The 25,613-nt window shown below is 24.9% G+C and carries 15 protein-coding genes and 4 tRNA genes; 16 read left to right on the top strand and 3 right to left on the bottom strand.

Annotated features, from left to right (window positions below):
• Window positions 1–35 precede the first annotated feature (35 nt).
• Window positions 36–1,769, top strand: a complete 1,734-nt coding sequence (gene dnaG / locus D9V65_RS00220) for a DNA primase (RefSeq protein WP_158341592.1) — start codon at window positions 36–38, stop codon at window positions 1,767–1,769.
• Between the two features lie 205 nt (window positions 1,770–1,974).
• The gene (gene rpoD / locus D9V65_RS00215) at window positions 1,975–3,822 is read left to right on the top strand and encodes an RNA polymerase sigma factor RpoD (RefSeq protein WP_158341591.1); all 1,848 of its coding nucleotides are present in this window, start codon (window positions 1,975–1,977) and stop codon (window positions 3,820–3,822) included.
• A gap of 838 nt (window positions 3,823–4,660) precedes the next feature.
• Here the strand turns inward: rpoD and argH are convergent.
• The 3 genes from argH to D9V65_RS00200 all read right to left on the bottom strand — a co-directional run bounded on the left by argH (window position 4,661) and on the right by D9V65_RS00200 (window position 9,922).
• Window positions 4,661–6,043 (bottom strand): argininosuccinate lyase, encoded by a 1,383-nt coding sequence (gene argH, locus D9V65_RS00210; RefSeq protein ID WP_158341590.1) that lies wholly within the window; start codon window positions 6,041–6,043, stop codon window positions 4,661–4,663.
• Between the two features lie 55 nt (window positions 6,044–6,098).
• Complete coding sequence (locus tag D9V65_RS00205) at window positions 6,099–7,322, bottom strand: argininosuccinate synthase (protein ID WP_158341589.1); 1,224 nt, start codon at window positions 7,320–7,322, stop codon at window positions 6,099–6,101.
• A gap of 1,709 nt (window positions 7,323–9,031) precedes the next feature.
• Window positions 9,032–9,922 carry a methylenetetrahydrofolate reductase gene (locus tag D9V65_RS00200; RefSeq protein ID WP_158341588.1) on the bottom strand — a complete coding sequence of 297 codons (891 nt, stop codon included), beginning with the start codon at window positions 9,920–9,922 and terminating at the stop codon, window positions 9,032–9,034.
• 497 nt (window positions 9,923–10,419) lie between these two features.
• On the opposite strand from D9V65_RS00200, the gene D9V65_RS00195 reads away from it, so the two are divergent.
• The 14 genes from D9V65_RS00195 to purH all read left to right on the top strand — a co-directional run bounded on the left by D9V65_RS00195 (window position 10,420) and on the right by purH (window position 25,419).
• Window positions 10,420–10,492 (top strand) — tRNA-Thr (locus tag D9V65_RS00195).
• Between the two features lie 44 nt (window positions 10,493–10,536).
• Window positions 10,537–10,619 (top strand) — tRNA-Tyr (locus tag D9V65_RS00190).
• A gap of 126 nt (window positions 10,620–10,745) precedes the next feature.
• A tRNA-Gly gene (locus D9V65_RS00185) sits at window positions 10,746–10,820 on the top strand.
• Window positions 10,821–10,828: 8 nt separating this feature from the next.
• A tRNA-Thr gene (locus D9V65_RS00180) sits at window positions 10,829–10,903 on the top strand.
• A gap of 188 nt (window positions 10,904–11,091) precedes the next feature.
• Complete coding sequence (secE, locus tag D9V65_RS00175) at window positions 11,092–11,475, top strand: preprotein translocase subunit SecE (protein ID WP_158341587.1); 384 nt, start codon at window positions 11,092–11,094, stop codon at window positions 11,473–11,475.
• 2 nt (window positions 11,476–11,477) lie between these two features.
• Window positions 11,478–12,023, top strand: coding sequence for a transcription termination/antitermination protein NusG (gene nusG, locus D9V65_RS00170; RefSeq protein ID WP_158341586.1), 546 nt, complete (start codon window positions 11,478–11,480; stop codon window positions 12,021–12,023).
• Window positions 12,024–12,102: 79 nt separating this feature from the next.
• Window positions 12,103–12,531, top strand: a complete 429-nt coding sequence (gene rplK, locus D9V65_RS00165) for a 50S ribosomal protein L11 (RefSeq protein WP_158341585.1) — start codon at window positions 12,103–12,105, stop codon at window positions 12,529–12,531.
• An 11-nt stretch (window positions 12,532–12,542) separates the two neighbouring features.
• Window positions 12,543–13,238, top strand: a complete 696-nt coding sequence (gene rplA, locus D9V65_RS00160; RefSeq protein ID WP_410049987.1) for a 50S ribosomal protein L1 — start codon at window positions 12,543–12,545, stop codon at window positions 13,236–13,238.
• Between the two features lie 261 nt (window positions 13,239–13,499).
• The gene (gene rplJ / locus D9V65_RS00155; RefSeq protein WP_158341583.1) at window positions 13,500–14,006 is read left to right on the top strand and encodes a 50S ribosomal protein L10; all 507 of its coding nucleotides are present in this window, start codon (window positions 13,500–13,502) and stop codon (window positions 14,004–14,006) included.
• Window positions 14,007–14,070: 64 nt separating this feature from the next.
• Complete coding sequence (rplL, locus tag D9V65_RS00150; protein ID WP_158341582.1) at window positions 14,071–14,442, top strand: 50S ribosomal protein L7/L12; 372 nt, start codon at window positions 14,071–14,073, stop codon at window positions 14,440–14,442.
• Between the two features lie 274 nt (window positions 14,443–14,716).
• A complete protein-coding gene (gene rpoB / locus D9V65_RS00145; protein ID WP_158341581.1) occupies window positions 14,717–18,745 on the top strand; it encodes a DNA-directed RNA polymerase subunit beta in 4,029 nt (1,342 codons plus the stop codon).
• 74 nt (window positions 18,746–18,819) lie between these two features.
• The gene (gene rpoC / locus D9V65_RS00140) at window positions 18,820–23,043 is read left to right on the top strand and encodes a DNA-directed RNA polymerase subunit beta' (protein ID WP_158341580.1); all 4,224 of its coding nucleotides are present in this window, start codon (window positions 18,820–18,822) and stop codon (window positions 23,041–23,043) included.
• Window positions 23,044–23,365: 322 nt separating this feature from the next.
• The gene (locus D9V65_RS00135) at window positions 23,366–23,638 is read left to right on the top strand and encodes an HU family DNA-binding protein (RefSeq protein WP_158341579.1); all 273 of its coding nucleotides are present in this window, start codon (window positions 23,366–23,368) and stop codon (window positions 23,636–23,638) included.
• Window positions 23,639–23,841: 203 nt separating this feature from the next.
• Complete coding sequence (purH, locus tag D9V65_RS00130) at window positions 23,842–25,419, top strand: bifunctional phosphoribosylaminoimidazolecarboxamide formyltransferase/IMP cyclohydrolase (RefSeq protein ID WP_158341578.1); 1,578 nt, start codon at window positions 23,842–23,844, stop codon at window positions 25,417–25,419.
• The last annotated feature ends 194 nt before the right edge of the window (window positions 25,420–25,613 follow it).

Genomic DNA, 25,613 nt, shown 5'->3' with positions numbered 1-25,613 from the left:
CGGTCACGTTTTCTTTGATAAAATAGATATAATATATGAAAAGAAAGATATCAAAAGAGTTTATAAACTCGTTGTTACAGAAAACAAACATTGTTAGTATAATAGAAAATCGTATAAAATTAATAAAGAGAGGGAAAAATTATAGTGCTAGATGTCCTTTTCATATTGAAAAGTATCCTTCTTTTACAGTGAGTTATGAAAAACAATTTTATTATTGTTTTGGTTGTCATGTTCATGGGAATGTAATTGATTTTTTAATTTCTTATGACAGAAAAACTTTTATAGAAGCTATTTTTGAGTTAGCTAGTATTAACAATATAGATGTTCCTGAATTAAAAATAAAATTTTCAAGGAAGATTAGCAGTTTTAAATATGTCAAATATTATCGAATTATGAATTTTATAACAAAAATATACCAAAAAAATATATTTTTATCTTGCAACAAAAAATTTTTAAATTATTTGATTGATAGAGGAATTAAAAAAAAAATAATTAATTTATTTACTTTAGGTTGTTCTAGTAATAACTCATATAATTTTTTTAAAAAAATGAAAAATAATGAAATATTATTAGATTGTGGGGTTTTTTTTGAAAACAATCAAAAAATTTTTCTTGATCGATTTATTAACCGTATTATTTTTCCTTTACGAGACGAAAGTGGACAAGTAATAGGTTTAGGAAGTAGAAATATCAGTTCTGCTTTTCCTAAATACCTGAATTCTCCAGAAACTATAATTTTTAAAAAAAGAAAATTTTTATATGGGTTATATGAATCAATTTGTATGACTTCTAATATTCCTTACTTAATAGTAGTAGAAGGATATATAGATGTAATTACATTAACTCAGTATGGTATTTTTCATTCAGTAGCATTATTAGGGACTTCTATTTCAAATGATCATCTTCAATTATTATTTAAAAAAACGAATAATATTATTTATTGTTTTGATGGAGATAGAGCTGGACGAACAGCTTCGTGGAGATCTTTAATCTGTTCTTTATCTTTTTTAAGTGATAATAGAAGTATTAAATTTGTATTTATTCCAAAAGATTATGATCCTGATTCTTTAGTAAGAAAAGAAGGTAAAATTAAATTTTTAAAAAGAATGAAAAAATCTATAAGTATATCTGATTTTTTATTGTATCAAACATTAAGTAAAAAAAATTTAAATACTATAGATCAAAAAATCGATTTTATAAAGAAAGTTATTCCATTGATAAATAAGATTCCAGGAAAGATAACACGATTTTTAGTAAAAAATCAATTATTTACAATTTTAGGATTTTCTAGAATTAAAGAAGAACTTATTTTTTTTAAAGAAGAAAATTATATTAAGAATAACATTTTTTATTTAGATGTAAAACAATCTAATATACGTATATTAATAGGATTATTAGTACAAAATCCTTATTTAGCTAGTATAATTCCTGATATTCAAAATTTGAAAATAGCAAAAATTCAAAAAATAATATTTTTTTTAGAAATAATAGATGTATGTTTACTGTATAAAAATATAAATACTGCTCAATTAATAGAATTATATAGAGGAACATATAAATTTAAAGTATTAAGTAAATTGTCTCATATAGATTTTATGATAGAAAAAAAAAAAATATCTGAAGTTTTTTTAGATTTACTAGTTAATGTATATAATAAAGCATTAGAAAAACAGTATTTTAAATTAGTTTTAAAAGAAAAAACAATTGGATTATGTTGGATAGAAAAAAATATGTTATGGGATATTAGTAAGGTTTTATCAGGAAATTAGTAGAATATTAAAAGTATCTTATTTTCATTAAATGAATATATTTTAATAGTTCAATGTCAATTCTATATTTTATAAAAATGAAATTTTACATTAAAAAAATAGATTTTATTTATATATACAACTTTGTTCAAAAAATAAACATACTCATTATTGACAAATAATTGTCAATGAATATTAATTAATAATAGTAGCATGGAAAACTTTTATGGAGTCGAATCCACAATCACAATTTCAATTATTAGTGACTCATGGCAAAGAACAAGGATATCTTACTTATACTGAAGTAAACGACCATCTACCAGATGATATCGTTAATTCTGAACAAATTGAAGATATTATACAAATGATTAATGATTTAGGAATTCAAGTATTAGAAGAAGCTCCGGATTCTGATGATCTAATTATTTTAAATAATGATAGTTCTAATTCTGATGAAGATGCAATTGAAGTAGTAACCCAAGTTTTATCTAGTGTTGAATCTGAGGTTGGACGAACTACGGATCCAGTTAGAATGTACATGAGAGAAATGGGTACAGTAGATTTATTAACTAGAGAAGGAGAAATTGACATTGCTAAAAGAATAGAAGATGGAATTAATGAAGTTCAATCAGCTATAGCTAAATATCCAAAATCAGTTGATTATATATTAAAACAGTATGAAAGAGTAATTTCTAGTGAAATTCGTTTATCGGATGTGATTGTTGGGTTTATAGATTCTAATATAGAAGAACAATCTAGTTCTATACAGTTACATTTAGATAGTAAATCTGTTTTAAAAAATAATAATAGTTGTTTAAATAATGTTAGTAATATAGAAGAAAGTAATGGAGAAGAATATCATATTGTTGATCCAGTATTAGCTAAAGAAAAATTTTTCCATTTAAAACAACAAAATATTATTACAGATAAAATTATAAAAAAAATGAGTAGAAAACATCATTTTTCTACTAAAGAATTATGCAATTTATCAGATATTTTTAAGCAATTTAGATTAGCTCCAAAACAATTTGAATATCTAGTAGAAAGAATTCGAAAAATTGTTTCACTAATTAGAAATTATGAACGTAATATTATCAATTTATGTATTGAAACATGTAAAATACCAAGAAAAATATTTGTTAAATATTATCTAAATCGAAAAAATAATGCTGATTGGTTGAAAAATATTATATTAATGAACAAACCTTGGTCTGAAAAATTAATTTTAGTAGAGAAAAAAATAAATGTTTTTATAAAAAAATTAATAGATATTGAAAAAAAAGTAGGTTTGTCTATAAAAGAAATAAAGAGTATAAATAAAAGAATGTCTATAGGAGAAGTAAAAGCAAAAAGGGCAAAAAAAGAAATGGTAGAAGCCAATTTGAGATTAGTAATTTCTATAGCAAAAAAATATACGAACAGAGGTTTACAATTTTTAGATTTAATACAAGAAGGTAATATAGGTTTAATGAAAGCAGTTGATAAATTTGAATATAGAAGAGGATACAAATTTTCAACATATGCTACTTGGTGGATTAGGCAAGCAATAACTAGATCTATTGCTGACCAAGCTCGTACTATTAGAATTCCAGTTCATATGATAGAAACAATTAACAAACTTAATAGAATTTCTAGACAGATTTTACAGGAATTTGGAAGAGAACCAACTCCAGAAGAATTATCAAAAAAAATGTTTATTCCAGAAGAAAAAATAAGAAAAGTATTAAAAATAGCTAAAGAACCAATTTCTATGGAGACACCTATAGGAGATGATGACGATTCACATCTTGGTGATTTTTTAGAAGATACATCTTCAGAATTACCTTTAGATTCAGCAACATCTGAGAGTTTAAAATCGGCAACTAATCATATATTGTCTGGATTAACAGAAAGAGAAGCTAAAGTATTACGAATGAGGTTTGGAATAGATATGAATACCGATCACACTTTAGAAGAAGTAGGTAAACAATTTGATGTAACACGAGAGAGAATTAGACAAATAGAAGCTAAAGCATTACGTAAATTAAGACATCCTAGTAGATCTGAGTTATTACGTAGTTTTTTAGATGATTAGTATCATTTTTTATAAAAATGTTAAAAATATTATTTTATAATTATATTTTTATAAGGTGAAAATATAAAATAATAGTTTTTACATGTAATTGTATACATTATTTTTGCGAATATCATGTTATTTATATTAATGAAATAAGTTATGTATAATTTTTTATTAATAGATAGTTTTTTATACAAAAAATTTAATACATATCGTAAATATTACTTAGTTGTACTAAATTGTATATTTTTGAATATTAAATATTTTTAATTATTATATGAATGTATTATATTTTATATATACAAGTATTTAAATTTTAATTTAAAAAAAATATTGAAGTATAAAATATAATTCGAGTTTATATTATTTATAATATATGAATATATTAATTTTTTGTAAATAAATTTATTTTGTATATATATGTAGTTGATATTTAAATTAAAAATAAAATAATACTATTATATTGTATGTAACAATGTTGAGTTTTTTGAATTAAATATATTAAGATTTAATTTAATAAAATTAAAAGTAAATTTATTTTTTTAAATTGTTATATGAAATATAAAAATACTATAGATTAGAAATAATGGTTTATTTTAAAAAGAATAAAACATAAAAATAATGAATATACAAGTAAGTGGGACTTATTTAAAATTTAATGAACTTAATTATTTTATATTTAAAATTAATAGTTATTAATTAATTATTAAAGAATAAAATATATATTTACAATAGTGTTTATGCGATATGTTATCTATCAAAGATATAATAAGATTACATATCGTGTTAATAATATTGTATATAAAAAATGATCTAATACTATATACCATGGTTTTTTTTAATAAATTTATTATTTTTACTTCGTATCAAAAATTTTTTTTTTAGCTTCTTTTATAGCAAATAGTATTTGTTTTTTACATATGCCTCCTTTAGAACTTCTTTTTTCTAAAATATTTTCTAACTTTAAATGATGATAAACATCTTGATCAATAACATTAGAATATTTTTTTAAAGTTAACAAGTTTAATTGATCTAAGTTTTTATTTTTTTTTATTGCTTCTAGTACTATATTTCCAACAATATTATGTGCAGAACGAAATTCTACTCCTTTTTTTACCAAGTAATCAGCTAATTCTGTAGCATTTGAGTATCCTTGTTCTGCTGCTTGACGGCAAATTTTTTTGTTTATTTTCATATTTTTTAAAACTAAAGAAGCCATTTTTAAACAGTTACTCCATGTTTTTAAAGAATCAAAAAGTCCTTCTTTATCTTCTTGCATGTCTTTATTATAAGAAAGAGGTAATCCTTTAAAAACTACTAAAGTATTTATTAAAGATCCGTATACTCGTCCTGATTTAGCCCTAATAAGTTCTAAACAGTCTGGATTTTTTTTTTGAGGCATTAAAGAAGAACCAGATGTAATATCATCGGATAATTGAATAAAATTAGCTTCTCCTGAATTAAAAAAAATTAAGTCTTCAGAAAATCGAGATAAATGCATCATACTAATTGCGGAAGCAGAAAGAAGATCGAGTACGTAGTCTCTATCTGAAACACTATCTAAACTATTTTTAGTTTCTGAACTAAAACCCATATCTGTAGATAAACTTTTTCGGTCAATTTTCCATGCTGTTCCAGATAAAGCGCCGGATCCTAAAGGATTAAAGTTCATTCTTTTAAAAGAATCTTTCAGACGAATATTATCTCGTGTAAACATTTCTAAATAAGCTAAACACCAGTGTGAAAATACTATAGGTTGAGCTCTTTGTAAATGTGTATATCCAGGAAGAATAATATCAATGTTTGATTCTGCAGTAATAATTAATGTTTTTTTTAAATTTTTTATTTCTTGTATTAATTTATTTACTTTATATTTACACCATAATTTTAAATCAGTTGTTACTTGGTCATTTCTACTTCTTCCTGTATGTAGTTTTTTTCCTAAAGAACCAACCATAGTAATGAGCTGTTGTTCTATCCATGTGTGAATGTCTTCTGCTTTACTATTTAACATGATTTTTGGATTTTTTTTTACTTTATTAAGTAGTATTAATAAAGCTTCTTCAATTTTTTTTTGTTCTAATTTTGTTAAAATGTTAATTGAAGTTAAAGTTCTTGACCAAGCAATAGAACTTAAAATATCGTATTTTGCTAATTTAAAATCAATATTTAAAGAGTTGTTAAATGTACAGAAAAAATCATTTGGTTTTTTAGAAAATCTACCTCCCCATAGTGCCATTACAGTATTTCTCCTATTTTAAATTTTATTTATATATATTAGTAAATAGTTATAATTATTCATCCTTTAATTTATTTTTATTTAATGATCGGATTCTAGATGAAAGGGAATATAAGTTGATGAACCCTTGTGCATCTTTTTGATTATATATAGAATCTTGACCAAAAGTAGCATATTCTTTTAAATATAATGAATTATGTGATTTTTTTTGAATAGGAATTACATTTCCTTTATAAAGTTCTAGTACTACTTCTCCGTTAATAAAATAAGAAAGAGAATCTGCAGCACATTGTAATGATTTTCGTAATGGTGTAAACCAACGACCATCATATATTGCGTAAGACATTTCTAGACCAATTTGTTCTCTCCACTTAAAACTTTCTCTATCTAAAACTAGTTGTTCTATTGCTCTAATTGCAATATTCATAATAGTTCCACCAGGTGTTTCGTAACAACCTCGAGATTTTATTCCAATTAGTCTATTTTCTACTATATCTATTCTTCCTATACCATGACGTGATCCAATAGAATTTAATAAATTTAAACATTCTAATGGGTTTAATTGTTTGTTGTTTATTTTTATAATTTCTCCATTTTTTATAGAGATTAAGATTTTTTCTGGATTATTAGAAGTTTTTTTTGGATCTTCAGTCCAACTCCAACATTCATTTTTAGGTGATTTCCAGGGATCTTCTAATCTCCCTCCTTCTGTTGAAATATGCCAACAATTTTCATCTTTACTATAAATTTTTTCTACAGTAGTAGTTGTAGGAATATTTCTATTTTTTAAGTAAGTTATCAACTCTTCTCTGGAAGATATGTTCCATTCACGCCATGGAGCAATAATTTTTAGATTAGGAGCTAAAGCTGTATAAGCCATTTCAAATCGTATTTGGTCGTTACCTTTGCCTGTTGATCCATGGCATAGTGCTATGGAATTAGTTTTTAAAGCTAATTCAACTTGTGCTTTAGCTATTACTGGTCTAGCTAATGCAGTTCCTAGTAAATACTGTTTTTCATATAAAGCTCCAGTTTTAAGCATAGGATATATATATTTAGTTACAAAATCATAGCGCAAATCGTATATATAGCATTTTTTAGCTCCAGAATAAATAGCTTTTTTTTTAATATCAATTAAATCTTTTTCAGATTGTCCAATATTAGCAACAAATGCTATTACTTCATAAGAATAATTTTCTTTAATCCAAGGAATAATAGCTGAAGTATCTAATCCTCCTGAGTATGCTAATACAACTGTATTTTTTTTAGTTGTTGTCATAAATTCCCTTGTTAGTAAAATTACATAGTAGGTTAATACTTATTTGTTAAGTATGAAATAGTGATTAAAAAAAATAAAAAACATTTTTGAATATTTAATTAAAGTAAAAAGTAACAATTGATATTGATCAACAAAAAACTGTCTTTGATTTTTTAATTACAGTTAAAAAAATTATTGTTTTAAATACAAATAATATGATTTATTTTTGAAATAGATTTAAAAATAAATAGTTTTAATTAAATGTAATAAATACATATATATTTTATTTTTATTTTTATAAAATTTTGTATAGATAAAAAGAATATATGTAGTAATTTTGTTAGATTATGTTGTTCTAGCGTATTTAATATAGCAATTTAGTTTTTAAATTATAATTCAAATGATATAAATATTGAAAATAAAATAATGCATAATATATATATATATATACATATATTTATATATATAAATATATTTTTCTACCTAGTTGTTTTAAAGAAAACAAAAGAATATATATATATATATTGTTTTGAATAATTCATTTAAAAAAAAATTTTATACTACATATATTTATATATTATATATTAAATCTTTATTTTAATATGAATGTATGTAAAAGATTTAATTTTATTTTTTATTTACATATATATTTATGATATAAATATAAAATATTTTTAATCTATTTTGAATATTATATATTTTTTACTTTATATAAATAATTAATAGTTAAATAATTTAAATTTTTTATATATAAAATTAATGAATTTAAATTTTTTTGAATTAAATAATTTTTTACATATTATATAAAAAAATATTTATAACATTAAATATATTAATGTGAGAATTTAATTTCTTGTGAAAAAACTAAAAATTTATTATTTATATAATAGTATTTATTATATATTATAAATTAGTTTATAATTAATAATTATGTAAATAAATATATATATATAATTTTTTCAAATATTAATACATAGGTTTGAAAATGATTTTTGTTTAAATTAATTCATGTAATTTTTAATTATAAAAAAAATTTAATTCTTAATTAAAATCAATTTTTACCATCAATAGTTAGTATTTATTAAGAATAACAAAGAATATATGTATTATACTTTTTAAGTATAATTAGATTATTAATATAATATAATATTAAATTTAAGTTTTAACTAAAAAAATAAACATATTAATGTTATATTTAAGTGTAATCATTTATAATAGAACTATTTTTTAAATAGTAGTTTTATTGATGCGTAATTTTTACTGTGATAAATAATTAATTTTGAGCATCTACTTTGTCTATCATTTATATTATTTTAACATTTAGATATATTTTATATGCAGAAATTCATTCTAAAGGTAGAAAAATTTTATTTTCCCTATAGATTTATTTGAAATTTTTTATTTCAAAAAATTAAAAAGAGGTATTTTTATTCTATAGATATATTTATATTTAATTGTATTTAGTTAATATAGATCATTATTTCAATATATATATAATAAGTTCTAACTGATAATCATTATGATATTTGTTTTTAATAGAATTGAAATTAAAAACAATTAATTACAACTATGATTATTTGAATATCATATAGTTATAAATTATTGTTTTTCTTATAAAGATTTTTTAATCGATTTCAAATTAATGGAAAAATGAATAAATTTAATATTTAATTAGCTACAATTAATATTTTTATTAATAGACAATAATTATTGTAGTAATTATTTTTATTTTATTTTTCTGAAAAATTTTTCATTTTTAATATATAGGCAATCGAATGTGCTAAGTATAATTTATTTAATGTATAAAAGTGAAATTTTCTAACTCCTTCTCTGTACAGCACATCTATTATAGAGTTAGTAATATATGAAGATATGATATTAAATTGTATAGAATTAGGTGTTAAATTATCTAATAGTTTAAATATTTTAATTGGAATATTTACATTAGTCATCGAAGAAAATCGTTTTAATTGTTGTATGTCAACTATTGGTAATATTCCTGGAATTATATCATTATATATTCCAATTTTAGAACATTTATCTCTAAATCTTAAATATGTTTCTGCATTAAAAAAAAATTGTGTAATAGCGCTATTAGCTCCAGCTAAAAATTTATTTTTTAAATTTAATAAATCAAAAGTAGGATTTTTAGCTTCTGGATGCACTTCTGGATAAGCTGCAACATAGACGTTAAAATTTCCTGTTGTTTTTAATATGTTAATTAAGTCTATTGCATACATTGTATTAGAATTAGAATTTTTTATTTTATCTCCACGTAATGCAAGAATAGATTTAACTCCATTTTTCCAGTATTTTTTAGCAATAGTTTTAAGTTCTTTTTTTTTATGATTAATACAAGTTACGTGTGGAACTGTATGAATTCGGTTTTGTTCTTTTATTTTTTTTATTAATTTATAAGTATGGTTTGTTGTTTTTTTATGCGGACTGCAAGTTATAGAAATAAAAGATGGATTAAGGGTTGTAAATTCATTTATATCTGATAGAAGTCGTGTAATTGATTCTTCATTTTTAGGAGGAAAAAATTCAAAAGATATAGAGATTGAATTAATTAAATTTCCCTTTTGTTTTTCTAAATTATAATTAGTTTGAGAAGATAACATAGTATTAACCTTTTTTAGTACTTTTTATTAAAATTTAATTATTAAATTTATATTTAATTCTTAGTTTTGAGCTAGTAAATTAATTCTTAATATAAGTTAAAATAACTAAAGAATTAAATAAAAAAATAAAATATAGAGATGTATAATTAATTTTTTTTAAACTTAAAGAATTTAATGTATAAATTTATTTAATAATAAATTTGTTTATTTTTTTTATAAAAGATATTTATAGTAGTATAGATAGAGAACAATGCTATTTTATTAATTTTTTGTATTATTAACGATAAATAGTAATACAATTAATAATAATAGAATTTATTTTTAACTTTTAAAAAAAATATAAAAATCAATTTATTTAATTTTTAAAATTAGATATATATTATATACAAAAATGATTTTATCATATATAATTTAATTACTTCAATGAATATACATGATATAATATAAAATATTATTTTTTTATATTTATAAAATGCAAATATTATAAATATATTATAGCCGGCTTAGCTCAGTAGGTAGAGCAACTGACTTGTAATCAGTAGGTCACCAGTTCAATTCCGGTAGCCGGCATACGGTTTATATTTTTTATAAATATAAAGTATTTTGTTGTATATGGTGGGATTCCCGAGTGGTTAAAGGGATCAGACTGTAAATCTGCCGTCATTAGACTTCGAAGGTTCGAATCCTTCTCCCACCAAACTAGAATTTATTATTTATTATTAGCATTATCTGTTATGCAGTTGTGTAGTAAATAATAAATTATATATATTAAAATTATAATAAATTTAATGTTATCGTCGAACAATTAAATATCAAAATATATGCGGATATCGTATAAAGGCTATTACTTCAGCCTTCCAAGCTGATAATGCGGGTTCAATTCCCGCTATCCGCTCCAAAAATTATGCTGGTATGGCTCAGCGGTAGAGCACACCCTTGGTAAGGGTGAGGTCCCCAGTTCAAGTCTGGGTATCAGCACCATCTACGTAAATATCTTTAATTAAAATAGTATTTATAGAAAATAAATATGTATGTGCGACTAATTACTATTATCCTTTTCACTCATCAAAAAAAATTTGTATAACTATTGAAATTTGATTATTTAAAATGATTAATCAGTGTATTAGTTATTTTCAATAATATATGATTTTTTTGTTTAAGGATAGTTTATGGGATATAATTGCCAGTTAAAAACGTTTTTTAATTTGAAAGAATGGTATAAATGGTTATTTATTTTTTTATCTTATTGCATTATAGAAATAAGTAATTTTTATAAAGAAAAATTATGGATTTTTTTTTATATATTAATAATAAGTACATTTCTTATTTGTATAGTAACAACAATATTTTATACGAAAATTGCAAGATATTTAATTTATTTATTAATAGAATCAAAAAAAGAAATAAAAAATATTATTCGTCCTAGTATTAAAGATACTTTTTATACTTCTCTAATAATTATAATTATTACAGTTTTAATATCATTAGTTATATATGGAATAGATAAAACATTTTTTTATTTAATATCGTGTATAATTAAATTAGGATGTTAATTATGGATTCTAAAGTAAAAAAACGTTGGTATGTGTTACAGGCTTTTTCTGGTTTTGAGACAAAAGTAGTAAATTCTATTAATGAACAAATAAAATTACATAGTATGGAAAATATGTTCGGAAAAATTATGGTTCCTACAGAAGAAGTTGTAGAAATTCGTAGAGGACAAAAAAAAAAAAGTGAATATAAATTCTTTCCTGGATATGTTTTAATTCATATGGTAATGAATAATGATAGTTGGCATTTAATACGTAGTGTACCTCGTGTTTTAGGATTTATAGGAGGAACTACAGAACGACCTTTACCTATAAGCGATAAAGAAGTTGATGCAATTATAAGTAGATTAGAAAAGATAGGAAATAAACCAAGGCCTAAAACGTTATTCGAACCAGGTGAAACAGTGAGAATAAAAGATGGTCCTTTTTCAGATTTTAACGGTGTAGTAGAAGAAATTGATTATGATAAAAATAGATTAACGGTATCAGTATCTATTTTTGGACGAGCTACTCCTGTAGAATTAGATTTTTTACAAGTAGAAAAAAATTAATTTTATAGCATGTAGTACACATAAAAATATTTTATTTTTGATAAAACGAAAAATTTGCTAGAGACATAAGGAAATAAATATGGCAAAAAAAGTTCATTCTTTTGTAAAGTTACAAGTTTTAGCAGGAATGGCTAATCCTAGTCCGCCAGTAGGTCCAGCGTTAGGACAAAGAGGAGTTAATATAATGGAATTTTGTAAATTATTTAATTCTAGAACGAAAGATTTAGAAAAAGGATTACCTGTTCCTGTTGTTGTTAAAGTTTTTTCTGATAAAACATTCACTTTTGTTATAAAAACAACACCTGCTTCTGTATTAATAAAAAAAATAATAGGAATTAAATCTGGATCTAGTAAAGCTAATCAAGAAAAAGTAGGGGTAATTACTCAACAACAATTAGAGAGTATTGCAAAAATAAAAGAAAAAGATATGACAGGTTCTAGTTTAGAAAACATTATTAGATGTATTGAAGGAACAGCAAAATCAATGGGTGTAACTGTGGAGAAGTAGAAGTGAAAAGAATGTCAAAGAGAATGAAGCGTATTTATGAAAATATAGATATTAAGAATCATTACAATATAGCAACAGGACTTTCTTTATTAAAAAAAACATCTTATTCTAAGTTTGTTGAAAGTGTTGATGTATCAATTCATTTAGGAATAGATTCTAAACAATCTAATCAAAATGTTAAAGGAACAGTAACGTATCCTTTCGGATTAGGAAAATCTAGGATTGTCGTAGTTTTTACACAAGAACTTAATTCACAAATAGCTAAAGAATCTGGTGCTGATTTTGTAGGTATGGAGGGTCTAGCTGAAAAAATAAAAAATAAAAAAATTAAACCTGATGTAGTCATCGCATCTCCAGATGCAATGAACATAGTAGGGAAGTTAGGTCCATTTTTAGGACCTAGAGGATTAATGCCTAATCCAAAATTAGGAACAGTTACTGATAATATAAAAAATGCAATTATTAATGCAAAAAAAGGTCAATTTTATTATAAAAATGATAAAAATGGTATCATTCATGCTGCTATAGGAAATGTTTCTTTTACAGAAAATAATTTACAGGAAAATTTATTAACTTTGTTACTTGCTTTAAGAAAGTCAAAACCTGTTCATTCAAAAGGTCAATTTATACAAAAAATTTCGTTATCTACTACTATGGGTATTTCAATTGTAGTTGATAAATCAAGTTTAAATATATCTTTAATATAAAACTAATTTTTTGTATTTACTTAATTAAATAGTTTTAATTGTTGAAAATTTATGTGTAGTTTTATACAAAATTGACTACTTTAAAAAAAGTAAAGAGTTATATTTAACGTATATATTCATATAACCTGGTTTTTTTTTCTATTAAATGCCATTAATGTATTTATAGGAATATTCATTTAAATTATCAATAAAAATAAAAATTTGCTAAATATACATAGTACTGTTTAATATTATTAAGGTATATAGGAGTAAAAATGTAGAATGGCGATAAATAAAAAAAAAAAAAAAACTATCATTTCTAGAATAACTAAAGTAAATAGTTTAGCTGTATCTGCTGTTATATCTGATATTACTGGGGTTTCAGTAAATAATATTACTAAACTAAGAAAAGCGGCTAAAGAGGTAGGTGTAGTAGTTTATTCAGTACGTAATTCATTGCTTAAGAGATCGGTTAATGGAACAATGTTTCAATGTTTGAAAGATCAATTGAGTGGACCAACTTTGATAGCATATTCTTTAGAGCATCCAGGTAGTGCAGCAAGACTATTAGATGATTTTCAGAATAAAAAGATTAATCTAAAGATTAAAGGTGCTGTTTTTAAGAATAGAATGTTATTGCCTGATGAAATAAAAAGTTTAATTGCAATGCCTACTTATAATGAAGCAATTGGTAAAATAATGTTAATTTTACAAGAAATATCAATTGGTAAATTATTTAAAACAGTAATGGCTATATATAATAAGAAAAAAGATAGTATAAAAAAATAAAAAATATTTTTTATATATTCCTAAAACAAATAGATAGTTAGAATGAAAATTAGGATAATTTAATATGTCTGTAACTAAAGAAAAAATTGTAGAAGCTATATCAAATATGTCGGTTGAAAATGTAATTGATTTAATTTCTGATATGGAAAAAAAATTTGGAGTTTCCGCTTCTTCTATTTCAAACAGTGTATCTGGAAATTCAAATACAGCTGTAATTGAAGAAAAAACAGAATTTACTGTTTTTTTGAAATCGATAGGTCCTAATAAAGTATCTGTTATTAAAGCTGTAAGAAGTAACAGTGGATTAGGATTAAAGGAAGCTAAAGATTTAGTAGAGTCAGCTCCTACTATAGTTAAAGAAAATATTAATAAAGAAGATGCTAATTCTTTAAAAATAAGTTTAGAATCAGCTGGAGCTGAAGTAGAAATTAAATAAATGTTTAAGATTATGAAACAGGTATTTTTGCTAAATTTGTTTCTATTAGCAGCTGGTGATTTATAAGTCACCAGCTTTTTTATATTAGTTTGATTTAAACAAAATAGTATTATTTTAGATTTTTTTGAATATCTATATGCTCAAGAGAAATAGTATAATTTAGTTAAATAATATTTTTATTATTTCAATAATAATTTTATTTATAACAATCTAATTATTTTAATAACTAAGTATAGAAAAAATATAATACTGTTATTATTTAGATGAGGAATTCATGATTTACTCCTATACTGAAAAAAAACGAATTCGTAAAGATTTTGGAAAAAGACCAAAAGTTTTAGACATTCCTTATCTTTTATCGATTCAGTTGGACTCTTTTAAAAAATTTATTAATCAAAATGTTGATGGGGAATGCGGATTAGAATCTGCTTTTCGTTCTTTATTTCCAATTAGAAGTTATAGTGGTAATGCAGAATTACAGTATGTTAAATACCGTTTAGATAATACAAGTTTTGATGTACAAGAATGTCAAACAAGAGGAATGACATATTCTTCTCCTCTTCGAGTTAAACTGCGATTAATAATTTATGAAAAAGAAGCATCTCAAACAACAGTTAAAGATATAAAAGAACAAGAAGTATATATGGGAGAAATTCCATTAATGACAAATAATGGAACATTTATTATTAATGGAACTGAACGTGTTGTAGTATCGCAATTGCACCGTAGTCCTGGTGTTTTTTTTGATAGTGATAAAGGAAAAACTCATTCTTCTGGGAAAGTATTATATAATGCTCGTATAATTCCTTATCGAGGATCTTGGTTAGATTTTGAATTTGATGCTAAAGATAATTTATTTGTTAGAATTGATAGAAGAAGAAAATTTCCAGTTACTATTTTATTACGAGCTTTAGATTATAATATAGAACAAATATTAGAAATATTTTTTAAAAAAAATATTTATCAGTTTCGTGAAAATAAATTTTTTTTAATTTTATCACCGAATAGACTTCGCGGAGAAACAGCGTCGTTTGATATTAAGTCAAAAAATAGAATATATGTAAAAAAAGGAAGTCGAGTTACCACCAGACATATTAATATGTTAGTTCAAGATAAGATTAATTATATAGAAGTACCAGTTGAGTATTTAGTAGGACGAGTTCTCGCCAAAGAATATTTAGATCAAAATTCCGATAATGTTATTTTTGAAGCAAATACTATTCTTTCTTTGGAAATTATAGAAAAAATTAAAAATAGTGGATATAGTGAAATTGAAACCATATTTACAAATGATTTAGATTATGGATCGTATATATCAGAAACTCTTCGAATTGATAATACTATTAATAGAGATACTGCTCTTACAGAAATTTATAGAATGATGCGTCCGGGAGAGCCACCTACAAGAGAAGCAGCTGAGGTTTTATTTAATAATTTGTTTTTTTGTGAAGAAAGATATGATCTATCACCAGTTGGTAGAATGAAGTTTAATAGATCTTTATCAAGAGTTGATATAGATGGAAAAAGTGTTTTAACTAAAACAGATATTGTTGATGTTATATTAAAAATAATTAGTATTAGAAATGGAAAAGGAGTCGTAGATGATATTGACCATTTAGGGAATAGAAGAATTCGTTCTGTTGGAGAAATGGCAGAAAATCAATTTAGAATAGGATTAGTTCGTGTAGAACGAGCTGTAAAAGAGAGGTTATCTTTAGGAGATTTAGATACATTAATGCCTCAAGATATGATTAATGCAAAACCTATTTCAGCTGCAATTAAAGAATTTTTTGGAACTAGTCAATTATCTCAATTTATGGATCAGAATAATCCTCTATCTGAGATAACACATAAAAGAAGAATTTCAGCTCTTGGAATTGGAGGTTTGACTAGAGAAAGAGCAGGTTTTGAAGTTCGAGATGTTCATCCAACTCATTATGGAAGAGTGTGTCCTATAGAAACCCCAGAAGGTCCAAATATAGGTTTGATAAATTCCTTATCTGTATATGCTAGAACTAATAAATATGGTTTTTTAGAAACACCGTATAGAAAAGTCATCAGTGGAGTAGTGACAAACGATATCACTTATTTATCTGCTATTGAAGAAGGTAATTTTATAATAGCTCAAGCTAATACAAATTTAAATAAAGATGGACAATTGATAGATGAATTAGTTACTTGTCGTTATCGTGGGGAATCTGGTTTATTTTTTTATAAAAAAGTAGAGTATATGGATGTTTCTACACAGCAAATTGTATCTGTTGGAGCATCATTAATTCCTTTTTTAGAGCATGATGATGCAAATCGTGCATTAATGGGAGCTAACATGCAACGTCAAGCTGTTCCAACTTTAGTAACAGAAAAACCACTTATTGGAACAGGTATGGAACGTGCGGTGGCAGTTGATTCTGGAGTTACAGTTGTAGCGAAGAGAGGTGGAAAAATTCAGTATGTTGATGCATCTAGAATAGTTGTTAGGGTAAAAAAAGAAGGAATGCTGTTAGGAGAATCAGGAATAGATATTTATAATTTAACTAAATATACTAGGTCTAATCAAAATACGTGTATTAATCAAACTCCATGCATTAATTTAAATGAAGAGGTAAAAAAAGGTGATGTGTTAGCTGATGGACCTGCTACAGATTTAGGGGAATTAGCATTAGGTCAAAATATGCGTGTAGCATTTATGCCATGGAATGGATATAATTTTGAAGATTCTATTTTAATTTCGGAAAAAATAGTACAAGATGATAGATTTACCACTATTCATATTCAAGAATTAAGTTGTATTTCTAGAGATACTAAATTAGGTCCTGAAGATATTACAGCTGATATACCTAACATAGGAGAATCTGCTTTATCAAAATTAGATTCTTCAGGAATAGTGTATATAGGAGCTGAAGTTACTGGTGGAGACATATTAATAGGAAAAGTAACACCAAAAGGAGAAACACAATTAACTCCTGAAGAAAAATTATTACGTGCTATTTTTGGAGAAAAAGCGTCTGACGTAAAAGATTCTTCTTTGAGAGTACCTAATGGGGTTTCTGGAACTGTTATTGATGTTCAAGTATTCACTCGAGATGGTATAGCAAAAGATAAACGTGCTTTATCAATAGAAAAAATGCAGTTAAAACAAGTTGAAAAAGATATTTCTGAAGAAAAAAAGATTTTTGAGTTAAGTTTATTTAGTCAAGTGAAAGAAGTATTAATTAATTCAGGTATATCTCTAGATAAACTTGAATCTATTCCATATGAACGTTGGTTTCGATTTAAATTAAAAGATAAATCTGAAGAAGAAAAAATCAAGGCTTTATCTGTTCAATATATTGAATTAAAAAATAAATTTAAAAAAAAGTTAAAAGAAAAATGTAGTAAAATTATTCAGGGAGATGATTTAGCTCCTGGAATATTAAAAGTTGTAAAAGTTTACTTAGCAGTAAAAAGGCAAATCCAACCTGGAGACAAAATGGCTGGAAGACATGGAAATAAAGGAGTTATTTCAAAAATAAATCCTATTGAAGATATGCCTTATGATGAACATGGAGTTCCAGTAGATATAGTATTAAATCCTTTAGGTGTACCGTCACGGATGAATATAGGTCAAATATTAGAAACTCATTTAGGTTTAGCAGCTAAAGGAATAGGAGAAGTAATAAAAAAAATGTTAGAACATAAAGAAAAAATCAAATTTTTACGTGAATTTATGCAAAAAGCTTTTGATTTAGGTTCTAATATACAACAAAAAGTAAATTTAAAAGAGTTTACTGATGATGAAGTAATTTGTTTAGCTAAAAATTTAAAAAATGGAATGCCTATTGCTAGTCCTGTTTTTGATGGGGCAAAAGAAGATGAAATTAAAGAAATGTTAAAATTAACAAATTTACCTTCTTCTGGTCAAATTGACTTGTTTGATGGAAGAACTGGGGATAAATTTGAAAGGCCAGTAACAGTTGGATATATGTATATGTTAAAGTTGAATCATTTAGTTGATGATAAAATGCATGCTCGTTCTACTGGTTCTTACAGTTTAATAACTCAACAACCGTTAGGTGGAAAAGCTCAGTTCGGTGGGCAAAGATTTGGAGAAATGGAAGTCTGGGCGTTAGAAGCATATGGAGCATCTCATACTTTACAGGAGATGTTAACAGTAAAATCTGATGATGTCAATGGTAGAACTAAAATGTATAAAAATATAGTAGATGGAAATTATAATATGGAACCAGGAATGCCTGAATCTTTTAATGTTCTATTAAAAGAAATAAGATCTTTAGGTATAAATATTGATTTAGAAGATGAATAGTGATTCTAAATTATTAAGACAAGCTATTTTGTATTTATTTTCTTTAAATATTTTACTCCATTAGGAGCTAATTAGTGAAAGAATTATTAAAATTTCTCAAGGTTAAAACTAAAGTTGAAGAATTCAATTCTATAAAAATAGCACTTTCTTCGCCAGATATGATTAGATCATGGTCTTTTGGAGAAGTTAAAAAACCAGAAACAATAAATTATCGCACGTTTAAACCAGAAAGAGATGGTCTTTTTTGTTCTAGAATTTTTGGACCAATAAAAGACTACGAATGCTTATGTGGTAAGTACAAACGTTTGAAACACCGCGGAGTAATTTGTGAAAAGTGTGGAGTAGAAGTTACACAAAGTAAAGTTAGACGAGATAGAATGGGTCATATTGAATTATCTTCTCCTATTGCACATATTTGGTTTTTAAAATCACTGCCATCGCGTATAGGTCTTTTATTAGATATGCCATTAAGGGACATTGAAAGGGTATTATATTTTGAGTCTTATGTAGTAATTGAAAATGGTATTACTTCTTTAAAAAAGAAACAAATTTTAAGTGAAGAGCAATATTTAGATTCTTTAGAAGAATTTGGTGATGAATTTTGTGCAAATATGGGAGCTGAAGCTATACAATCTTTATTAAAAACAATGGATTTATTAGCGGTATGTAAAGATTTACGCAATGAAATTAGTGAAACAAATTCGGAAACTAAAAGAAAAAAAATTACTAAACGAATAAAATTATTAGAATCATTTATAAAATCAAAAAATAAGCCAGAATGGATGATTTTAACTGTATTACCAGTACTTCCTCCTGATTTAAGACCGTTAGTTCCATTAGATGGAGGAAGATTTGCTACTTCTGATTTAAATGATTTGTATAGAAGAGTTATTAATAGAAATAATCGTTTAAAACGGTTATTAGATTTATCAGCTCCAGATATTATTGTTAGAAATGAAAAAAGAATGCTTCAAGAAGCAGTTGATGCTTTATTAGATAACGGAAGAAGAGGTAGAGCTATAACAGGATCTAATAAAAGACCATTAAAATCTTTAGCAGATATGATAAAGGGAAAACAAGGAAGATTTCGTCAAAATCTATTAGGTAAAAGAGTAGATTATTCAGGAAGATCAGTAATTACTGTTGGACCTTATTTACATTTGAACCAATGTGGTTTACCGAAGAAAATGGCATTAGAATTGTTTAAGCCTTTTATTTACGGAAAGTTAGAAAAGAAAAATTTAGCTGCTACTATAAAAGCAGCAAAAAAAATGGTAGAAAGAGAAGAACCAGAAGTATGGGATATATTAGATGAAGTAATAAAAGAACATCCGGTATTATTAAATAGAGCTCCAACTCTACATAGACTTGGGATACAAGCATTTGAACCAATTTTAATAGAAGGAAAGGCTATACAGTTACATCCTTTAGTTTGTGCTGCATATAATGCAGATTTTGATGGAGATCAAATGGCTGTTCATGTTCCATTAACAATAGATTCTCAGTCAGAAGCACGTTCTTTAATGATGTCTATTAATAATGTTTTATCTCCAGCTAACGGAGAACCTATTATAGTTCCTTCTCAGGATGTTGTTTTGGGATTATACTATATGACTAGAGAAAAAATAAATGGAAAAGGAGAAGGGATGGTATTATCAGGTCCAGAAGAAGCTGAAATAGCATATAGTACCGGATCAGCCGAATTACATGCATCTATAAAAGTAAGAATTGTTGAGCATATAAAAGATAAAAAAGATAAATTTATAAAGAAAACAACTATTTATGATTCTACTATAGGAAGAGCTATATTATGGATGATAGTTCCTAAGGGATTACCTTATTCTACAGTTAATACAACATTAGGGAAAAATTTAATTTCTGCAATGTTGAACAGTTGTTACCGTATTTTAGGATTGAAAGATACAGTAAAGTTTGCTGATCAAATAATGTATACTGGGTTTTTTTATGCCGCTCGGTCTGGAGCTTCTGTTGGAATTGACGATATGGTTATTCCTAAAGAAAAACAGAATATTATTTTAGATGCAGAAAATGAAGTACTAGAAATAAGAGATCAGTTTCAAGCAGGATTAGTGACATCTGGTGAAAGATATAATAAAGTTATTGATATATGGGCTTCAGCAAATGAGAGAGTAGCTGTTGCTATGATGAAAAACTTATCAAATGAGAAAGTTAGCAATAAAAACAATCAAGTAATAAACCAAACATCTTTTAATAGCATTTTTATGATGGCTGATTCTGGAGCTAGAGGTTCCGCTGCTCAAATTAGACAATTAGCAGGAATGCGTGGATTAATGGCTAAGCCTGATGGATCTATTATAGAAACTCCAATTATAGCAAATTTTCGAGAAGGATTAAATGTATTACAATATTTTATTTCTACTCATGGAGCTAGAAAAGGTTTAGCTGATACTGCTTTAAAAACAGCGAATTCAGGTTATTTAACACGTAGATTAGTAGATGTAGCACAGGATTTAGTAGTTACTGAAGATGATTGCGGCACTTACGAAGGAATTATAATGAGTCCAGTCATAGAAGGAGGAGAAATAAAAGAAACGTTGAGAGAAAGAGTTTTAGGAAGAGTAATTGCTGAAGATATTCTAATGTCAAATTCTTTGCAGATTTTGGTGTATAGAAATACTCTTTTAAATGAAGAAATATGTGATTTATTAGAAAAAAAATCTATAGATAGAGTGAAAGTTAGATCAGTAGTGCATTGTGAAACTGATTTTGGTATTTGCGCTTATTGTTATGGAAGAGATTTAGCTAGAGGATTCTTAGTAAAAAAAGGAGAAGCAATAGGAGTAATAGCAGCTCAATCTATTGGTGAACCAGGAACTCAGTTGACAATGAGAACATTTCATATAGGTGGAGCAGCTTCACGTTCAGCAACTGAATCAAGTATACAAGTAAAGCATAGTGGAGTAGTAAATTTACATTATTCTAGTTTTGTAAAAAATTCTTTTAATGAAATAATTATTACATCTAGAAATGCAGAGCTTAATGTTATTGATCAGTTTAATTGTGTAAAAGAAAGTTATAAAGTTCCTTATGGTGCAATTTTATTTAAAGGAAATAAAGAACCAGTTATGTCTGGAGATATTATTGCTAAATGGGATCCTCATACTATACCTGTAATAACTGAAGTAAATGGATATGTTCAATTTGTAGATATTATTGATGGTCAAAGTGTAACTAGACAAACAGACGAATTAACAGGATTAACATCTATAGTAGTATTAGATAGTTCTGAACGTCCTTTAACAGGAAAAGATTTACGTCCTGCTTTAAAAATTTTAGATATAAATAATCAGGATGTATTTATAGTTGGAACAGATATTCCAGCACAGTATTTTTTACCTGGAAAGTCTATTATTCAGTTAAATAATAAATCATATGTTACTTCAGGAGATACGTTAGCTAGAATACCGCAAGAGTCAGGGGGAACAAAGGATATTACCGGAGGTTTACCTAGAGTAGCTGATCTTTTTGAAGCAAGAAAACCAAAAGAATTAGCGATTTTAGCTGAAATTAGTGGTTTTATATCTTTTGGAAAAGAAACAAAAGGTAAAAGAAGACTAATAATAACTTCGGCGAATTTAGATGAAAAACATGAAGAAATGATACCTAAATGGAGACAGTTGAATGTTTTTGAAGGAGAAAGAATAAAAAAGGGAGATATTATATCTGACGGTCCGGAATCATCTCATGATATCTTAAGGTTAAGAGGAGTGCAATCAGTAACTCAATATATAGTTAATGAAGTGCAAGAAGTATATAGATTGCAAGGTGTTAAAATAAATGATAAACATATTGAAGTTATAGTTCGTCAAATGTTGAGAAAAGCAACTATTGTAGATAATGGAGAATCTGATTTTTTAAAAGGAGAACAAGTTGAATATTCTAGAATAAAAATAGAAAATAGAAAATTAAAGAAACAGTGTAAAAAACTTATTTCTTTTTCTAGAAATTTACTTGGGATTACAAAAGCATCATTAGCTACAGAATCGTTTATATCTGCTGCTTCTTTTCAAGAAACAACACGAGTTTTAACTGAATCAGCTGTTGCGGGGAAAAAAGATGAATTAAGGGGTTTAAAAGAAAATGTAATTGTTGGAAGATTAATTCCAGCTGGAACTGGATATGCATATCATAAGGATAGATTAAATAAAAAGAAAAAATTAAAAAAGAATAGTAAAAAACCTGTTTCTTTACATATAAGCGCGGAAGAAGCATCAGCTAATTTATCGGAAATGTTAAATGCAACTTTAAAAAAATAAAAAGTATTATTTTCAAGTTTAAAACTAATATAAAATATATATAACATGTTTTTAGGCTTAAAAAAGTATATTTATTTTTTTTAAGTAGTGTTATAGTTCTTTAATTTGATATTTTTATTAAGTTTTTAAGTATGTTAGTCATGTACAATTGAATTGATTGTATAAAAATATTTTATATTAAAAAAATAAAATATTTTTTATAAAAAATTACCATAAAATAAAAAGAAAAAATAAGTTTTATTAGTTTTTATTTTAAAAGAAAGGAAATGATTTAATTAAACTTTGAATTATTCATTGAAAATAAAGTATTGAGGAGAAGGTTATGAATAAAACTCAATTAACAAGTTCTATTTCAGAAGAGACAAATGTATCTAAAGTACAGGTAAAAAAAATTTTAGAATCTATGTTAAAAACTATTGTTCTTTCTTTAAAAAATGGAAAAAATGTTCAAATAGCAGGTTTTGGTACTTTTAAAGTACATAATAGAGCAGCTAGAATAGGTAGAAATCCACAAACAGGAGAAAAAATAAATATTGCAGCAACGAAAGTACCTACTTTTATTTCAGGAAAAGCTTTTAGAATAGCTATAAAATAAATTCATATAAATAGATTTTGTGTATTAATTTTTCTTTTTAAGAATGAATTAGTTAATTTTCGTTTTATTTTAAAAAAATAAATTTTAATTAAAAATTATATTTTACAATACATAACATTAAAATATATGTACTATTATTAAATGTAATATTTAATTTAAAAAAATATAAAATATTACAATATCAGAGGTTTATTAGAATTATAATGATTGATTTAAAAAAAAAAAGAAATGCTTTAATTAGTGTATATAACAAATCAAATATAAGAACATTTTGTCGAGAATTAAAAAAAAGAAATTATACTATTTATACAACTACAGGAACGTATCACAAATTAAAAAAATTTGGAGTTCATTCAATAGAATTAACAGATTATACACATTTTCCAGAGATTATGAATGGACGTGTAAAAACGTTACATCCTATGATTCATGGAGGAATTTTATCTAGAAGAGGGATAGATAATAATGTTATAGAAAAATACAAAATGATATTATTTGATATGGTTATCGTTAATTTTTTGCCTTTAGATAGTTTAATTTTAAATAGTAAATGTACTATAGATATGGTTGTTGATAAAATAGATATAGGTGGTCCAGCTATGATTAGATCAGCAGCTAAAAATTATAAGTTTGTTACTGTTTTAGTTGATACAAATGATTATGACCAAGTAATAAAAGAATTAGATAGCAATAAAAATAATATGTTGTCTTTAGAAACTAATATAAAATTAGCTACTAAAGCTTTTGAGTATACTTCTGATTACGAATTAAATATTTTGGATTTTTTTAAAAAAGCAGTATTAAATAGCAAAAAAGATAAACGTGTTTTTAAAGAAGATATTAATTTAAAACTTAAAAAAGTAGATGATCTTCGTTATGGAGAAAATCCAGATCAAAAAGCAGCTTTGTATTCTTTTAATTCATCTGATTATAGTTTAAGTAACAAAAATATGATTATAGGTAGTAAAAAATTATCATATAATAATATATATGATGGAGACATAGCATTAGAATGCGTTACTAGTTTTGAAGAACCAGTTTGCGCTATTATTAAACATGGTACTCCATGTGGCGTATCAATAGGTTCGTCTGCAGTTGATGCTTATTCTTTAGCATATAAATGTGATCCAGTATCGGCGTTTGGAAGTGTTATTGCTTTTAATTGTTTGTTAGACGAAATTGTTGTTGAGAAAATAATAAAAAATTCTTTTGTAGAAGTTATATTAGCTCCAGAAATTACTATTTCTGCAAAAAAAATATTATCATCTAAAAACAATATTAGGGTATTGATTTATAAGAAAAATTTAAAAAAAAACATTTTTTTTGAAATAAGATCAGTAAATGGAGGATTATTGTTGCAAGAAAAAAAAACCGTAAATATAAATAAAAAATGGAATATAGTTACAAAAAGAATTCCAAGTGAAAAAGAAATGAAAGATGCAAGATTTGCTTGGTTAGTCTGTAAGTTTTTAAAATCGAATGGTATTGTATGTATTTTTAATGGTTCTACAATTGGAATTGGTTCTGGACAATCTAGTAGAATAGATGCTGTAAAAATAGCTATTAATAAAATAAAAAATACAAATATTAAATTTAAAAATATTGTTTTAGCTTCAGATGCTTTTTTTCCATTCAAGGATTGTGTGTCTTTGTCTGCTAAAAATAGTATAACTTGTATTATTCAACCTGGAGGTTCTATCAGAGATGATGAAGTTATTCGTTCGGCAAACGAAAGTAATATATCTATGATTTTTACTCAAGAGAGAAATTTTAGGCATTAGGATTTTTTTTAAAGTTATTTAAATTGTTTATTATTAAAAATAAACATACTGGTGATATTTTATTTTTGTATAAAAATTTAGTTTATAACTAAGATTGTAAGTTTTAATGAGTATTAAATATGAATTTAATAATTATTAACTATTTTAGTACAAAATAATAAATAGTATACTAATTAAAATTAGTATACTTTTTA

The sequence above is a fragment of the Buchnera aphidicola (Anoecia oenotherae) genome, assembly GCF_005080765.1.
Lineage (GTDB): Bacteria > Pseudomonadota > Gammaproteobacteria > Enterobacterales > Enterobacteriaceae > Buchnera_E > Buchnera_E aphidicola_AB.
The sequence above is the reverse complement of the archived record's forward strand: the minus strand, read 5'-3'. Positions and strand labels throughout refer to the sequence as shown.

Bases quoted from the DNA above. Each gene is read 5' to 3' on its own strand.
- dnaG (WP_158341592.1), top strand. From the start codon at position 36: ATGAAAAGAAAGATATCAAAAGAGTTTATAAACTCGTTGTTACAGAAA.
- rpoD (WP_158341591.1), top strand. From the start codon at position 1,975: ATGGAGTCGAATCCACAATCACAATTTCAATTATTAGTGACTCATGGC.
- argH (WP_158341590.1), bottom strand. From the start codon at position 6,043: ATGGCACTATGGGGAGGTAGATTTTCTAAAAAACCAAATGATTTTTTC.
- D9V65_RS00205 (WP_158341589.1), bottom strand. From the start codon at position 7,322: ATGACAACAACTAAAAAAAATACAGTTGTATTAGCATACTCAGGAGGA.
- D9V65_RS00200 (WP_158341588.1), bottom strand. From the start codon at position 9,922: ATGTTATCTTCTCAAACTAATTATAATTTAGAAAAACAAAAGGGAAAT.
- secE (WP_158341587.1), top strand. From the start codon at position 11,092: ATGGGATATAATTGCCAGTTAAAAACGTTTTTTAATTTGAAAGAATGG.
- nusG (WP_158341586.1), top strand. From the start codon at position 11,478: ATGGATTCTAAAGTAAAAAAACGTTGGTATGTGTTACAGGCTTTTTCT.
- rplK (WP_158341585.1), top strand. From the start codon at position 12,103: ATGGCAAAAAAAGTTCATTCTTTTGTAAAGTTACAAGTTTTAGCAGGA.
- rplA (WP_410049987.1), top strand. From the start codon at position 12,543: ATGTCAAAGAGAATGAAGCGTATTTATGAAAATATAGATATTAAGAAT.
- rplJ (WP_158341583.1), top strand. From the start codon at position 13,500: ATGGCGATAAATAAAAAAAAAAAAAAAACTATCATTTCTAGAATAACT.
- rplL (WP_158341582.1), top strand. From the start codon at position 14,071: ATGTCTGTAACTAAAGAAAAAATTGTAGAAGCTATATCAAATATGTCG.
- rpoB (WP_158341581.1), top strand. From the start codon at position 14,717: ATGATTTACTCCTATACTGAAAAAAAACGAATTCGTAAAGATTTTGGA.
- D9V65_RS00135 (WP_158341579.1), top strand. From the start codon at position 23,366: ATGAATAAAACTCAATTAACAAGTTCTATTTCAGAAGAGACAAATGTA.
- purH (WP_158341578.1), top strand. From the start codon at position 23,842: ATGATTGATTTAAAAAAAAAAAGAAATGCTTTAATTAGTGTATATAAC.